12 protein-coding genes and 1 pseudogene are annotated in these 14,523 nt (G+C 56.1%); 11 read left to right on the plus strand and 2 right to left on the minus strand.

All coding sequences use genetic code 11. The features are described from left to right. Window positions 1–126: 126 nt before the first annotated feature. The 5 genes and pseudogenes from AC1VNY_RS30150 to AC1VNY_RS30170 form a co-directional block, all read left to right on the plus strand. Window positions 127–321 (plus strand): annotated as a pseudogene (locus AC1VNY_RS30150) (transposase domain-containing protein); the annotation flags it as partial. Between the two features lie 130 nt (window positions 322–451). Beyond that, on the plus strand, window positions 452–925 hold the full coding sequence (tnpA, locus tag AC1VNY_RS30155) for an IS66-like element accessory protein TnpA (RefSeq protein ID WP_482407916.1): 474 nt from the start codon (window positions 452–454) through the stop codon (window positions 923–925). Then, window positions 922–1,275 (plus strand): IS66 family insertion sequence element accessory protein TnpB, encoded by a 354-nt coding sequence (gene tnpB, locus AC1VNY_RS30160; protein WP_027577378.1) that lies wholly within the window; start codon window positions 922–924, stop codon window positions 1,273–1,275. The genes tnpA and tnpB overlap by 4 nt, the downstream gene beginning before the upstream one ends. 50 nt (window positions 1,276–1,325) lie before the next feature. Continuing rightward, window positions 1,326–2,882, plus strand: coding sequence for an IS66 family transposase (gene tnpC / locus AC1VNY_RS30165; protein WP_482407917.1), 1,557 nt, complete (start codon window positions 1,326–1,328; stop codon window positions 2,880–2,882). Next, window positions 2,879–3,508: a UPF0149 family protein gene (locus tag AC1VNY_RS30170; RefSeq protein WP_482407918.1), complete on the plus strand. Its 630-nt coding sequence runs from the start codon at window positions 2,879–2,881 to the stop codon at window positions 3,506–3,508. The genes tnpC and AC1VNY_RS30170 overlap by 4 nt, the downstream gene beginning before the upstream one ends. 252 nt (window positions 3,509–3,760) lie before the next feature. On the opposite strand, the gene AC1VNY_RS30175 is transcribed toward AC1VNY_RS30170, so the two are convergent. Continuing rightward, entirely contained in the window at window positions 3,761–4,765 is a 1,005-nt protein-coding gene (locus AC1VNY_RS30175) for a Wzz/FepE/Etk N-terminal domain-containing protein (RefSeq protein ID WP_129965151.1), read from the minus strand. A gap of 399 nt (window positions 4,766–5,164) precedes the next feature. Between AC1VNY_RS30175 and AC1VNY_RS30180 the strand changes: the two genes are divergently transcribed. The 6 genes from AC1VNY_RS30180 (at window position 5,165) to AC1VNY_RS30205 (ending at window position 13,121) form a co-directional block, all read left to right on the plus strand. Then, window positions 5,165–6,391, plus strand: coding sequence for a lipopolysaccharide biosynthesis protein (locus AC1VNY_RS30180; protein WP_157183467.1), 1,227 nt, complete (start codon window positions 5,165–5,167; stop codon window positions 6,389–6,391). Beyond that, window positions 6,392–8,413, plus strand: coding sequence for an asparagine synthase (glutamine-hydrolyzing) (gene asnB, locus AC1VNY_RS30185; protein WP_026193044.1), 2,022 nt, complete (start codon window positions 6,392–6,394; stop codon window positions 8,411–8,413). A gap of 26 nt (window positions 8,414–8,439) precedes the next feature. Next, window positions 8,440–9,504, plus strand: coding sequence for a non-hydrolyzing UDP-N-acetylglucosamine 2-epimerase (wecB, locus tag AC1VNY_RS30190; protein WP_244620919.1), 1,065 nt, complete (start codon window positions 8,440–8,442; stop codon window positions 9,502–9,504). 262 nt (window positions 9,505–9,766) lie between these two features. Beyond that, window positions 9,767–10,930, plus strand: a complete 1,164-nt coding sequence (locus AC1VNY_RS30195; protein WP_129965149.1) for a hypothetical protein — start codon at window positions 9,767–9,769, stop codon at window positions 10,928–10,930. A gap of 215 nt (window positions 10,931–11,145) precedes the next feature. Further along, entirely contained in the window at window positions 11,146–11,709 is a 564-nt protein-coding gene (locus tag AC1VNY_RS30200) for an acyltransferase (protein ID WP_080650393.1), read from the plus strand. Between the two features lie 308 nt (window positions 11,710–12,017). Beyond that, on the plus strand, window positions 12,018–13,121 hold the full coding sequence (locus AC1VNY_RS30205; RefSeq protein ID WP_129965148.1) for a glycosyltransferase family protein: 1,104 nt from the start codon (window positions 12,018–12,020) through the stop codon (window positions 13,119–13,121). A 73-nt stretch (window positions 13,122–13,194) separates the two neighbouring features. Here AC1VNY_RS30205 and AC1VNY_RS30210 read toward each other — a convergent pair whose 3' ends face one another. Beyond that, window positions 13,195–14,388, minus strand: a complete 1,194-nt coding sequence (locus AC1VNY_RS30210; protein ID WP_026193042.1) for a glycosyltransferase family 4 protein — start codon at window positions 14,386–14,388, stop codon at window positions 13,195–13,197. Between the last annotated feature and the right edge of the window lie 135 nt (window positions 14,389–14,523).

A 14,523-nucleotide genomic window follows, 5' to 3' on the forward strand; every position in this document is an offset into this window, starting at 1 on the left:
ATGCCTATCCTTATCGCCAGCCTTACAACTATCCTTTGACATGGTGACCTCGTGAAAAACCAATCCACGAGATCTTCCTAGCCGACCAGATCAGCCCTCAGGGCGTGGTCACCGGATGACGCTCACGGTTCAGATGCTGGCGGCAATCGTGCCGCCGCTATCTATACCCTGATCGAAACCTGCAAGATGAACGACGTTGATCCGCAAGCCTGGCTCGCTGACGTGTTGGCCAGGCTTCCAGATCACCCCGTCAACAGAGTCGCCGACCTGCTCCCGTGGAATTGGAAGGCGACCCAACAGTCCAAAGCGGCCGCTGCCTGAGGCGCCGCGGCAGACCGGCGCGACTAGCCGGGGTGCTGGCCGGATGTAATCGGCATGAGCCCCCCACCTGGGCATCGCGCGAATGAGCTGCGATACAGCCTGGTATGACCTGTTTTTTTGGAGGTAGGCTATGGCAGATGCCATGCATGAAGCCATGCTTGATGCCAGGCAGGAAGGCGGCTCCTATCGTCGGATCGAAGTGATCACGGGGCAGCGTCGGCGACGGCACTGGACGGCGGAAGAGAAGGCCCAGATCGTGGCGGAGAGCTTCGAGGAAGGGGCCAATATTTCCGAGGTCGCTCGGCGCCATGGCGTTGTCCGTGGGCTGCTGACGGTGTGGCGGCGCAAGTTCGCGACGGCAGCGAGCTTTCAGGCGCCAGGCTTCGTGCCGGTCCGGATCGCTTCCGAGAGCGGTCCGGCGGCGGCAGACGAACCGGACCGGTTCGCGTCCGCGCATAAGGTGCTGCCGCAGATGGCATCGCCCCCAGGCAAGCTTGGCGGGATGATTGAGATCGAGGTGGGCGGGGCACGCATCCGGGTCGAGCCCGGAGTGGAGCTGGCGACGCTTTCGACAGTGCTATCGGCGCTTCGGGGCATCCGTTGATTGCATTACGGTCTGACCTCAAGGTGGTGCTGGCGGCACAGCCGGTCGACTTTCGCAAGTCGGTGCACACGCTGTCGGCGCTGGTTAGCGAAGCGCTGCGTGCGAACCCGTATTGCGGCGACGTCTTTGTGTTCCGCAGCAAGCGCATGGACCGAGTGAAGCTTCTGGCGTGGGACGGCAGCGGCATGGTGCTGGTGACGAAGTGGCTGCACCAGGGGCGCTTCACCTGGCCGCCGATCCGCGATGGCGTGGTGCATCTCAGTGCGACGCAGCTCGCGATGCTGCTCGACGGGCTGGAGTGGACGCGTGTCTCACCCAAGCCTGTGAAGCAGCCGGCCGTTGTCGGCTGAGAGGCGAAGATTTTGCTGGAGCCTGTGATGCGCGGATATATCGTTCGATCATGGCGATTCGCCCCGAAGCTCTTCCGACCGACGCAGCGGCTCTGACCGAGATGGTGCTCGCGCTTGACGCCGAGAACGAGAAGCTGCGCGTGGCGATGCAGACGCTGAAGGAGATGATCTTCGGCAAGCGCTCGGAGCGGCTGGTGGCGATCGTGGCCGAGCAGCTCGCGCTCGAACTGAACGATCTCGCGACCGGCGTCACACCACCTGCGTCAGCCAACGACGATCTACCTGCGACGAAGCCGGCTGGGAAGCCGCGCAAGAAGGCGAGGCGCAACATCGGTGCGTTGCCCAAGCATTTGCCGCGCTGCGAGCAGGTGCTCGAGCCGGACACGACAGCGTGCCCGTGCTGTCAGGGCGCTCTGCACAGGATCGGCGAGGATGTGAGCGAGGTGCTGGACGTGATCCCGGCGATCCTGCGGGTACTACGCACGGTTCGTCCCAAATACGCCTGCCGCGGTTGCACCGACGGCGTGGTCCAGGCGAAGGTGCTGCCGCGTTTGGTTGAAGGCGGAATGGCATCGACGGCACTCGTGGCTCACGTGGTGGTCTCGAAGTTCGCCTGGTATCTGCCGCTGTACCGCCAAGTGCAGATCCTGGCTGGCCAGGGCATTCATCTCGACCGCGCAACGCTCGCCGGCTGGGTGAAGCGTGCGGCATGGTGGCTCAAGAGCCTTTATGAGCTTCAGCTGCGGACGATCCAGGCTTCGCCGCGGCTGTTCTGCGACGAGACGCCGATGCCGGTGCTCGATCCCGGACGACATCGCACTCGTATCTGCCAGTTCTGGGCGCATGCGATGGATGATCGCCCATGGGGCGGCCCATCGCCGCCGGCGGTCGCCTATGTGTTTGCCGATGGCCGCGGCACCGAGGAGATCGCCGGGCAATTGACCGGCTTCTCCGGCATTCTGCAGGTGGATGGCTATGCCGCCTACAAAGCGCTTGCCCGCGGTCATGGCGGCGCGATCCAGCTCGCTTTTTGTCTCGCCCATGCCCGACGCAAATTCGTCGAAGTGTACAAGACGATGCAGTCGCCGTTCGCTCACGAAGTGATCGAGCGCCTGCAAGCGGTCTACGCCATCGAGGCCGAGATCCGCGGCTCGAGCGCCGAACAGCGGCTTGCCGCCCGCCGCACCAGGGCCGCACCGCTGATGGAGGTGCTGAAGGCGCGACTGAGCTCGATGCTCGACCAGCTGTTCTCCCAGTCGAAGCTGGCGGAGGCTATCAACTATACGCTCAATCACTGGGATGGGCTGACGCTGTTTCTCCGCGACGGCCGCGTTGAGGTCGACAGCAACACTGTCGAGCGTTCAATGCGCCCGATTGCGATGGGAAGGCGGAACTCATTATTCAGCGGCAGCGAGAGCGGTGCTGAGAGTTGGGCAATCCTCGCATCGCTGGTCAATACGGCAAAGCTCCATGAACTCGATCCGCAGGTCTATCTGGCCGATGTGCTGGAGCGCATCATCTCCGGCCAGACCAAGAGCCACCAGTTGCGCGAACTTCTCGCCTGGAACTGGAAGGCCCGCGAGCTCAGCGCACGGGAGGCTGCATGAGCCGGCGCCGCCATTCATCATCATCTTCATCATCGATGGCGGCAGCCGCGATGCCGCTCGACGAACTTGAGCCTTGGCTGCAGGCTCGCGCCGCGCAGCATCCCATCGCCACGAGTCTTCCTATGCTCGACGGCTATGTCGCCGCGATCGTGGCCGGGCCGGTGTCGATAAGTCCGCCCGACTGGATCTGTCCGTTACTCGCCATCGACGCCGATGCGTTCAACCATGGCGGCACGCCTGAGTTCGCTGCGATTTCGGCCGTCGCGCTGCGCCACAACGACATTAGTAACGTTCTTTCCACCGCGCCACATCGGTTCGCGCCCACCCATGCCCGCAAGCCGAATGGCGACGTTGATGCGCGGCCGTGGTGCCAGGGATTCCATGCCGCCATGCGGCTGAGACTATCGGCATGGACCCCGCTGCTCGACATCCACAACATAAACCACGGCTTGCTCCTGCCCATCCTGCTGCATTGCGTCGACGATCAGGGGCGTCCACTGCTTGGACCACCAAGGAAAGGCCGCGAGACCGAGGAATTCCTGCGCAACGCCCATACCGACATTCCGGACGTCGTCGAGGCCATCCGCCAGTACTGGATGCCGACCCGCTACGCTCGCGCGCGCTGATCACTGCAGACGTGGGAACTCATGCCGGTTACGGCCGGATGCGTACCGTAGTTCTCCCCGTCGTCCGGTAGATGGCCGCTGAACAGCGCTTACACCTTGGGCATGAGCGCCTCGGGTCGTTAGCCTAGTCAAGCAAGCTAATCTTATGGATCCGCGCCAAATGGCAGAATGGCAGGGCATGAGCTCAAGTGATTGCTGCCCAGACAGGTCAGCAAGGTCGAACGGCCAAGCGTCATCGTGGACGGTGATAAATCACTTCGATCGCTGATAGCTCCACAAGACTGCTAGGACGCCCCCTATCAAGAAGGAAATTAGGGCTATTGGAAGCATCGGCGGAAATATTGATGGGTACTCGTAGGCTGATTGGGTAACCCGCATCGGATCAGCCAGAGCATTATCGAGGAGTTTTAGCTTGCCCTCGTAATCCGTTATAGAGGCCATGATGTCGGCGTATCCAGGAATAGCGAGATCGTTTCCTATCCGCTTCGAAAGGCCCTTCAGTTCAGCATCCAAGACCGTAGTGCCATTTAGATAAAGTGGCATTTGTCCGTTTATAACTGACACGGACGCGGTAGAGCTGACTGCCAAAGGTTTCTCAATTCCCGCATCTTTGGCGGCGTCAAAGGCATTCCGATATTCAAGCATCTGTTGATTCGCGGCCAAATCCCGCGATTGACGGAGTCTCGCCAGCTCGAGTTCTGACTTGGTTTTCGCCGCAATCAGAATTGATCGACCTTCCGCCAAAATGGTCTGCTTTGTGGCGGCGATCGTTGAATTGACATACCCATTCAAAATCTCGGGACCAGATGTCTCTCCCTTGTACCTAAACCTTATCTGAATCGATGTATCCGTTGGATCCTGAGTGTTGAGGGACGGGACAATGACGATATCTTTGGTGATAATATCTCGGAGCTTATTAGCGTCGTTCAGGTCGATACGACCAAACAGCTGCCGATGAGAGAGTACGTATGTGCGCCAAGCGCTATTGTCGCGAGCCAAATTTACAAAGGTCCGCTGCGCTCTGAGTTCCATGTTTGATGATGTACCAAAAGAAGCATCAGGTATCAGCACCGCAAATGGAGCAAACGCGTCCATCGTATTTACGCGGATCAACGCATTCGATTCATAAGTTTTAGGAAGGAGACTTGCGAGGCTTACGCCGATTATCAAGGTTATGATCGCACAAGGCAGAACTACGTATTTATTCTTCCAAACAAGAGAAAGCCAATCGGTGGTTCGCATGGTTGTAAGATGCATTGCTGGTCTCGGAAGGTAGGAGTCGTTTTGCCTCTAGCGCGAGCCAGCGACAAACGATTTGCGTTCAGGAAATCGGCGCTATTTACATCTACGCCTAACACAGATTGAGGCAACTGTGGCGATTTCAGCGGGACATCAACGGCGAAGCGGAAGCTGGCTTTCTCCGCGCAAAAGGGCCTCATTCGTTTGGCCCATGCAGCGTTCAGAGCGGGGGTTGACGTTGGCAACCTGAACGGATAGCTGCAACAGGGGGAAATCCCAAGCTTATCAAAAGTTGTTCATCATTTGTCCGGTGCGTCGAGTCCGACGCGTGCCGAGACGAAAGGTCCTCGCCGGCTGGCGCTCTAAACTCAACTGTGACCCATGCGCGTCCTTAAACTTGGTTCCCTCGCGACGCATATGCATATCAAGAGCAGCAGTCGACTAGCTAGGAGTCAATTCCTAAGGCATATGGCCACTATCGCCGGAGGTTCGGCGGCTGGTCAGCTGATCGTCTTGGCGGCGACGCCGTTCTTGTCGCGCATATACTCGCCAGCTCAGTTTGGCGAATATGCCGTCTTTTTGGCGGTGTGCAATGTTTTCGTGGCCGTTGCTTGCCTTCGTTATGACGCTGCGCTCAACGCCTCCGCCGATAACCAAATAGTTCGAGTATTTATTGTCGCTTGTTTGGCAGCTGCGGTCACTGCGGCCCTGGTACTCGTCCTCGTTAGCTCCAAATGGGGAGAGGAGTTATTTCGCCGCGCGGTGGGCGCTCAACTGAACCCATCCTGGATCGCAGCGGCTGCCCTCATTTGCGGCATCTATCAAGCAACCTCGACGTTCGCTATCCGGCGCGGCCAATTTGCGTGGTCGAGTATACTGCGTGCTGGACAGCCTGCCATGTTTTCGGTTGCCGCGATTACTCTGCCGATCGGTCTCGTCGGTAGTTGCTTGCTCGGCTTCCTCACTGCTTTGCCAGTTGCCGCGAAGTTCATCAGCGGGCTGCGGCCTGCAGATATGCGCGATGTTATCTCGGAGGCTTGGCGACTCCGCGAATTTCCATTGATGTCGCTCCCTACTTCAATCCTTGATACGGTCTCGTTGGCTATTCCGATATGGTTTATCTCTTCGCATTATTCGCCGATGGATGCGGGCAATTACGCTCAGGCGCAACGACTCCTTGCCGCACCACTCATGCTGTTTGCCTTGGCCGTAGGGCAGGTTTTTATGAAGCGTGCGGGGGACATTGTCCGCGCCGGGCAGTCCGCAAGAGGATTTCAGCGGCGGGTTGTGATCAGCCTGGCGGTAGCGACGTGCGTAGGCTTGGTATGTGTTGGGTTGTTCGGATCGCCAGCGCTCTCGTTACTTCTGGGAAGCCATTGGCGTACCGACACTGCGTTCCTTCTTTTGGTATTCGCTCCGGTCGCTGTGCGATGCTGCGTTTCTCCGGTAACAGGTATCTTTATTTTGCAGCGTCGGTTGCGCATCTGCGCGATCTGGCAGACGTTCTATTTCCTGATGACTTCTGGTTTGTTTTGGACGTTTGCGGGCGACGTTTCGCTAGAACACTTACTCGTTGCTTATGTCGGAAGTGAATTCTTCTGTTATGTCGTCTATCTTCACCTTGCTGATCGGGTTGCGCTCTAGATGTGCGGAATTGTTGGACTAGTTCAGTCGAATTCAATCGACATTCGTCATGTGATCGGAATGGCGGAGCTTATCAGCCATCGAGGTCCAGATGACGAAGGATACGTGGTTTTTCCAGAGAGGGGACCTCTTTGTCTGGCCGGCGACGACACAGCCGTGTTCGACGGAATGGACTCGTTGCCGTATCGGCCGACGGCACACCAACGGGACTGGCTAGGCAGTGAGGAGCGGTCATTTGTTGCCTTGGGACATCGCCGATTGTCAATCGTCGACCTATCTCCGCTCGGCCATCAGCCTATGTCGTATATGGACCGCTACTGGATCGTCTATAACGGCGAAGTGTACAACTACATTGAGCTGCGCGAGCAATTACAACAAGACGGCTACACGTTTCGTTCCGGCACCGATACAGAAGTCTTGTTGGCTGCTTACGACAAGTGGGGTGTACAGCTGTTCGATCGCTGCAACGGCATGTGGTCGTTGGCGCTGTATGATCGGCAAACGAAAAAACTTCTGCTCGCCCGAGATCGATTCGGTATCAAGCCGCTTTACTATTTAGTTGGAGAGGGGGGCGACTCCCTGGCATTCGCTTCCGAAATTAAAGCATTCGCAGCGTTGCCGACTTGGCGTCGTGAGGTTGGAGCTCAACCCGCGTTCGATTTTCTCGCATGGGGGCTCCAAGATCATAGCGAGGAGACCTTATTCAAGGGAGTCTATCAAATTCCGCCCGGCCACTACGCCGTTGTGCAATTGGATACGAGTGGACGTTTGGTTGAAGCATTGGAGCCGAAGCTAAAGATAACCAAGTGGTATGACCTCTCGTCGAAAATACGCAGTGCACCCTTGGAGTTTAAGGACGCTGCGCAGCATCTGCGAGAACTGCTCTTGGATGCAGTGCGTTTGCGAATGCGGGCAGATGTGCCGCTTGGATCCTGTCTCTCCGGAGGACTTGATTCATCTTCCGTCGTTTGCCTGGTGCGTGGTTTGTTAGATTCGATAGGCAATACGCAGCCCCAGAGAACGTTTTCGTCATGTTCGGAATTTTCCAGCATCGATGAGCGAGATTACATTTCCGAGGTGACCCGCGGAACCAATATTCAAGAAACGCACGTCTTCCCGACTGGCGAGGAACTGTTCGATCGAATCGACGATCTGGTCTGGACGCAGGACGAGCCGTTTGGGTCGGGCAGCATTTTCGCGCAGTGGAGTATTTTTCGCGCGGTGCACGAGCAAGATGTTGTCGTTATGCTCGATGGTCAAGGCGCCGACGAGCATCTGGCTGGTTATCACGGCTTCATTGGCGCCAGGCTTTCTGGGCTTCTGCGGAAAGGGAGTTTGAGTGAATTTAGTGCAGAGCTCCAGTCTGTAAGAGCGCTACATGGTTACGGGCCTAATAAGTTCTTGCAATACTTTCTCGCAAATCTCATGCCTTCTTCAATTCGTCCGTTGGGTGCACTGGGGGGAATGACGCAGATGCGAAGAGATTGGATCGACGTCCATGCGCTCGGTGCGGTGGACCGTGATCCTATGGTGGCGCTTGGAGCGCGCGCCAAGTCGATTCGCGAACTTTCGCTCGCCCAGCTGAGCGGAGCCAACCTGCAGATGCTTCTGCATTGGGAGGACCGAAACTCGATGGCGCATTCTATCGAAGCGCGTGTGCCATTTCTTGATTATCGCTTAGTCGAATTTGTCCTTAGTTTGCCCGACGCGTTCAAGCTCGAGCGTGGTCTAACCAAGCGCGTGCTTCGAGAGGCTATGCGTGGTCTGGTTCCTGAGAGAATATTGACTCGTCATGACAAGAAGGGGTTCTTGACCGCGGAAGAATATTGGATGAAAGGCAAGCAAGCGAGACAAGTCTCCGACAGGATTGACGAGGCGATCAAATGGTCTGGAGGAATCATCAAGCCGGCGATGCGCGAAGTGCTCTCGAACGTATTGGCGGGTAAGGCTCCGTTTAGCTACCACGTGTGGCGGGTGGTATGTTTTGGAGCGTGGCTTAAGAAATTTCAAATCCGACTGTGAGTAATATGCGACGGATAATTTCAGTAGTGGGCGCGCGCCCACAGTTTGTAAAGGCTGCAGTCGTTGCGCACGCTTTTGCCGCAAAAGCTGACGTGGACCATTATATCGTTCACACCGGTCAGCATTTCGACGGGAATATGAGCGATGTCTTTTTTGCGGAGTTGCAGATTCCAGCTCCTCGATATCGCCTTGCTGTGCACGGCCTGTCTCATGGGGCGATGACTGGTCGGATGCTCGAGCAAATTGAGAGCATTTTTCTGACCGAGCGGCCCGAAGCGGTTGTTGTCTATGGCGATACGAACAGCACGCTGGCCGGCGCGCTCGCTGCAGTCAAGCTGCATATTCCCGTAGCCCACGTCGAAGCAGGCCTCCGGTCAGCCAACCGCGCCATGCCCGAAGAGATCAATCGGATTGCGACAGATCACGTCAGCGACGTTCTATTCACTCCCAACGAAACTGCTTTGCGTCAGTTGCTTTTGGAGGGGCTGTCGGAATCAAGCATCGAAAACGTTGGCGACGTAATGTTCGACGCATGCTTGCGCTATGGGGCGTCGGCCGAAAAAAAGTTCGACCCAAAGGACTATGGCTTGGAATGCTCCGGATTCACTTTGGCAACGATCCATCGCGCGGAAAATACTGACGATCGAACACGTCTGGCCGGAATTTTTGAAGGGTTGCGTCGCTCTGGCCGTCCGGTTCTGCTGCCGCTCCATCCGCGAACGCGTGATAAGCTCACTGACTACCAATTGGCGGTGCCTAGCAATGTAACTATTCTAGATCCCGTGGGCTTTATGACGATGCTACAGCTTGAGCGGTATGCCTCTTGTATCGCGACGGACTCGGGAGGTGTCCAGAAGGAGGCCTTCTTCATGCGGAAGCCTTGTGTGACAATGCGGGATGAAACCGAGTGGACCGAGTTGGTCGAAAGCGGTTGGAATACGTTGGTTGGTGCTGATCCTGATCGCATAAGTTCCGCGATCCGCGAAGCCAGGGGACCTACAGTTTGGCCGAATTTCTACGGTGACGGCCACGCTTCCGAAAAAGTTGTAGAGAGGGTTCTGTCCCTTTGCGCTGAACGAGGCCAAGACTGAAATCAGGAGCGATCGCCTGCTGCCAGTGATGGTCCGCTCGGCAAAGACTTGAAGGTCTCCATCGGTGCGATTCTATGTGTATTGCCGATAGGCCCAGTCACATTTGCTAGAACCGACCCTGGGGAGATATTATGGACGTATACGGTATTTTCGGCAGTAGGGTCTGTAAGCCCAGGTCGGAAAGCTTGCGCCGATGACGACCATCTCGGCCATCGGCAGAAGATCGTAACGGATCAATTCCATGGAGAGGCTCCTACGATTCTTGGTTAAGCCCGCCACGGGCGCATCACTTTTCATCGTCGGTATCGGGTTGTATTACGGCGTGACGATCTGGTTTTTGGACCTGTCGATGTCCGCGCGCACGCGTTCCGATATGGTCTTTCTCCCTTGGTTGGCCGCTGTCGGAGTTGCGGTAGGTTCTATGCTGTTCTTTCGAGCGCGACCTTCGACTGTCTTCGTCGATGCGCGTGGGCGCATTCTAGTCTACGGCGTGACACTCTTGTTTCTAGTGTTTTGTGTCGTGACAATGGTTACAGCGCCGTCGGTGCCTTTGTTGGATGCCTTCCGGGGGGCAACCCCTGAGCAAATTGCGGTTTCGCGTGAAAACTTTCTTAAGGCGCGGGTGGGGTGGGCAGCGATTTTGCCTTATCTCAATATTTTACTTGCGGGGGCTTTGCTACCCTATTGTATCTGCGTTGCGATTCTGCGGCGTTATCGTTTCCGCTGGGTGGTTTTAGGAATCTTCTTTCTGTACACGCTGGCCTTTGTCGAGAAGGCCTTTTTCTTGCGATTGTTTATCCCGCTGATGGCGATTGTTGCTGTGAGTGGTACCAAGCGATTTAAGCTTACGTGGCTTCTCGCGGCGGCGGTCTTGCTGTTATTTATGAACACGTTGATTTCTGGATTTGCTGAATCGTCTGGAATGAATGCGAGGGACTTCTTGGTCTATCGGGGTCTCTACATTCCGAGCAGGACCGTCACTGACTCGCTGGACTACTGGTGGAAGAGCTATCAGGGGCAGTTATTGTTGGGGGCGACGAACCTAATGCTCTCGCAAATCATGGAATTGCCGCGGATCTATTTTGAGCGCGAAGTCTTCGTGTACGAGTGGGGGCCTTCTCTCACGGGTACCAGCGCGGCTAACGCAGCCTACTTTGTCGACGCCTTCATAAATTTTGGCTGGATCGGCGTGCTTGTTTTCAGCGTGCTGATCGGAGCGACAATTAGCTATTTTTCGCGCTCAAGCGATCGAGCTCTGCAATGTATTCTACCGCTATTCTTGTTCAGCGTCTTTCTTGGGCCTTTTCTCAGCGTTCTGATCGGTAATGGTTTTTTGTTGTGCATCATTGCGTCTTCGTGGATAAACGTTCGTCCGAAAAGCGAAAGTTCGTCTGATGCAGGTTCGGCGACGTGGGGCGCGACTTGAGATATCGACGCATTGTGGGCTCGGATCCTGAGCTCTCGTGCCCCCTGTTATAGAGATGGCGCAGAGCCTTCTGCGATGGCGCCGGAGTGTGAAGTCGTCGCTGAGGCGGTGGGTAATGATGTGTCAGCGGGCGATGATGCCGTCATCTGGTTTGGATTTGGGTTGACATCTAGTAGCTATACCCTGCAAGGGGCATTCTTGTTCGGAGGTATTGGATGGTAACTATACATCCCACCGCAATCGTGGATGAAGGTGCGGAGATTGGTGACGGCTGTCGAATTTGGCATTGGGTTCACATTTGTGGAAAAGCCCGGATCGGCGCGCATTGTTCGCTTGGTCAAAACGTGTTTATCGGCAACGATGTTGTCATTGGCAACAACGTAAAGGTTCAAAACAACGTTTCAGTGTATGATGCCGTCCGGATTGAAGACGATGTTTTTTGCGGGCCGAGCATGGTATTTACCAATGTTTATAATCCGCGGTCAGCGATCGCGCGGAAAGACCAGTACCGCCAAACGCTTGTGCGCAAGGGGGCGACGTTGGGAGCCAATTGCACGATAGTGTGCGGCACAACAATTGGTGAGTATGCATTCGTTGGCGCTGGGGCTGTCGTCAATCGCGACGTTGCTCCATTTGCGCTGATGTTGGGGGTTCCCGCCGCACGTCGGGGATGGATGTGCCGATGTGGCGTCCGGCTGCCGGATGCACCTGGGCGCGTTGCGTGCGAAGCGTGTGGCGATAGCTATCGGATTGAGGATGAAACTTGCGAGCCTCTCTAGATCAAAGTTGGCTTACTTCGTTCTCTCCGATCATCAACTGTCTCGATATTCGAGGTAAGACTAATGTGCGATCAACACGTCGAAGGACGTACGATGGAGGAGCCAAACTCCTGCGACGAGCAGTTTTGCGTGGTAGGGCGATCCACGTACCTGGAACCAGCGGTGGAGTGGGCGCTCACTGTGCGTAGTAGGAAGCGCGAATGCTCTGAACCGCATGGAGGGGAGAATCTCCGAGAAGATTGGTTCGCTGTCGTTTTCGATGGTCTTCCAGCTAAGTGGGTTCCGGCGGTGCTCGTGGAGCCAATCCCTTGACGACAATACTTTTCGCGCGTGCCATGCCACTAAATGTCACCCCGGCTGTGGAACGCTATGTGAAATTCTTACGCGAGAACGGGTTCTCTGGAACAATTGTTGGCGCCGAATTAGATACTGGCAGCAGCCGAACCCCAGCAGATTTCGTCGACGAACTGTACACTTCCCGTGGTTCGTTCGAGGGGTTAAGACGTCGTGCGCAGGCACTTGCGGCCTATCAGGCATTCTTGGTGCGCACAGTTGCTCGTGTTCGTCCCGACATCGTGCAGTTCTGCGATGTGTTCTCGGCTGTTGCGGGCATCGCCAGCAAGTTGTTCCGATCTCCGCATCTCATCTTTGATATACGCGATCCCGTCAAGCTGTCCACTAGTCACTACGGGCCTTTGGTTCCGCGCGCACTGCACTTTCTCGAGTCTCTCGCTGCTCGAGTGAGCGATGGAATTATTGTCGTGTCCCCGGAATTAATGGACTTTGTGCCGCAGGCCGCGCGCAAGCGCGCTGTCATTATGACGAACTCGCCTGAGGAAGATCAGTTCACCGGATACCAGTTCAGCGGTGGCGACAATATAACCATTAGCCTTTCTGGATTTGTATCTTATCGACGCAACCTGGATGCCTGGTGCCGACTCGTTGGAGATAATCCCAAACTTAAGCTTGATCTCTATGGGACCATTGCGGATGAGAGGTCGCGTCAAATTCTTGACCAGTATGGGTTCGAACAAATCAATCGAGTTTCGCATGAGGAAGCGTTATCGCGATCGCGCGCTGCCGATATCATGGCTTTGACGTACGACCCGTCGATCGTAGTCAATCAATTCGCTGCGCCCAATAAATTCTTTGAGGGACTAATGCTAGGAAAGCCAAGCATCTGTTCGACGGGAATGCGGTTAGGGGAGCGGCTAACACGCGAGCATTGCGGAATCGTTGTTCCATATGGGGATGTCGCTGCGCTCGCGACTGCTGTAGAGACCTTAAGGGAGCCCGGAGAGCGCCGCCGCATGGGTGAGAATGCGCGACGCCTTTTCGAGCGTGAGTATCTTGGGCAAGCGCGTAACGCGATGCGCACTCTATATGGCCGTCTCGGGCTCATTCCGATGTGAGCGCACGGTCGCGTACGCTTTCCTGCGTCAAGCGGCTAGAGCGGGTTGTTACCTAATCAATCTGGCTTACGGGTCATTCTGACGTCCGTGTAGCGTGCAGTCGGCGTATCAGCTCCCTGTAGGCCGTACCAGCAGCATCCCGCGTAAATTCTTCGGAAAGGGCTTTCACTGCATTGCGACGCTTCGCGGCGAGTTCGTTCGGGCGTTGAGCGATGGCCGCTATTATGCTTGCAAGAGCGGATGGTGTCTCCGGCTCAACAACCCAACCTGCGTCATGGCTGGCGAGCATGAGAGCAAGCTCGGAATCAGCTTCCGTAAGTGCGATGATCGGTCGCCCAATGGCAAGTAAGTTGTACAGTCGGCTTGGAACGGAAATGCCCGACATATTGCGACGGTAAGGTATGATCCAGGCATCGGCCGCGGTGAGAAGAAGCTCGAGCTGGTCTTCGGGTACTCGCTCGATCAACGTTACGTTAGGCAGCGAAGCCGCCTTTTGATATGCAACTAGCTGCTTCCAACCCACGCCCCACCCCGACAAAATGAAGTGGATGGACGCATCGCCAGCGAGCTTTTGAGCGGCGTCAAATACGGATTTGGGATCGTGCGTGAACCCGAGGTTGCCAGAAAGTCCGACGACGAGCTTGCCAGGGATACCTTTTCGGAAAGCGTTGCCCTGATCGATGGCGCGTTCACATGGCGGCAATGTCGACCAATGCGGAATATAGCATATCTTAGCCGCTGCTGACGGAGATTGTGGCGTGATGTGCCTTTCCATATCTCGTCCAATAACGACGATCGTATCCAACGCTTTAAACATCCACGAATTCATGCGCCGGATAAGTCGCACAGCGATTGAGTCGCGGGTCACGATTCCTCCCGCGATCAAGCTCTCCGGATAAAGATCGTAAACGATCAATCCAGAGGGGGCGCCGCGAAGGCGAGCAGCGAGGGCGACAAAATATGGTAGAAGAAACGGAGTCGTAACGACGAATACCGGTGAGCTCGGTCTCGCACGCCAGAAGACTAGCGCAAAAGCAGCAATACAAAACCAAAGCATTGCCAAGGCTCGACGCACAAGCGCGGCCTTTGGTACGGTCCAGGCAGGCACCTCGGAAACTGTAGGATTACCCTTAGCCCGTGAGCCCTTAGTTCCCGATATGACCAGCAACTCGTCTTCGCGCGAGATCTCTTCGGCGATCGCTGTCAAGAAAACCGCAGTCGACGTATCATCGGGACGGTAGTGCTGTGTCACCAAAATATTCGTCATCTGTTCACACTGGAGCGGGCTCTGGAGCGCATTGTCGTCTGGCGGATATTGCAGCGCAGAACATGATCAACAGTGACGAATCGGACTATTTGTCAAGATTTGGCCGGTTTCGGCTACGGGTGAATATCTTAGCAA

The organism is Bradyrhizobium ferriligni, from assembly GCF_056837965.1.

Coding starts and splice junctions, on each gene's coding strand:
- tnpA (WP_482407916.1), top strand. CDS start 452: ATGGCAGATGCCATGCATGAAGCCATGCTTGATGCCAGGCAGGAAGGC.
- tnpC (WP_482407917.1), top strand. CDS start 1,326: ATGGCGATTCGCCCCGAAGCTCTTCCGACCGACGCAGCGGCTCTGACC.
- AC1VNY_RS30170 (WP_482407918.1), top strand. CDS start 2,879: ATGAGCCGGCGCCGCCATTCATCATCATCTTCATCATCGATGGCGGCA.
- AC1VNY_RS30175 (WP_129965151.1), bottom strand. CDS start 4,765: ATGCATCTTACAACCATGCGAACCACCGATTGGCTTTCTCTTGTTTGG.
- AC1VNY_RS30180 (WP_157183467.1), top strand. CDS start 5,165: ATGCATATCAAGAGCAGCAGTCGACTAGCTAGGAGTCAATTCCTAAGG.
- asnB (WP_026193044.1), top strand. CDS start 6,392: ATGTGCGGAATTGTTGGACTAGTTCAGTCGAATTCAATCGACATTCGT.
- AC1VNY_RS30200 (WP_080650393.1), top strand. CDS start 11,146: ATGGTAACTATACATCCCACCGCAATCGTGGATGAAGGTGCGGAGATT.
- AC1VNY_RS30210 (WP_026193042.1), bottom strand. CDS start 14,388: ATGACGAATATTTTGGTGACACAGCACTACCGTCCCGATGATACGTCG.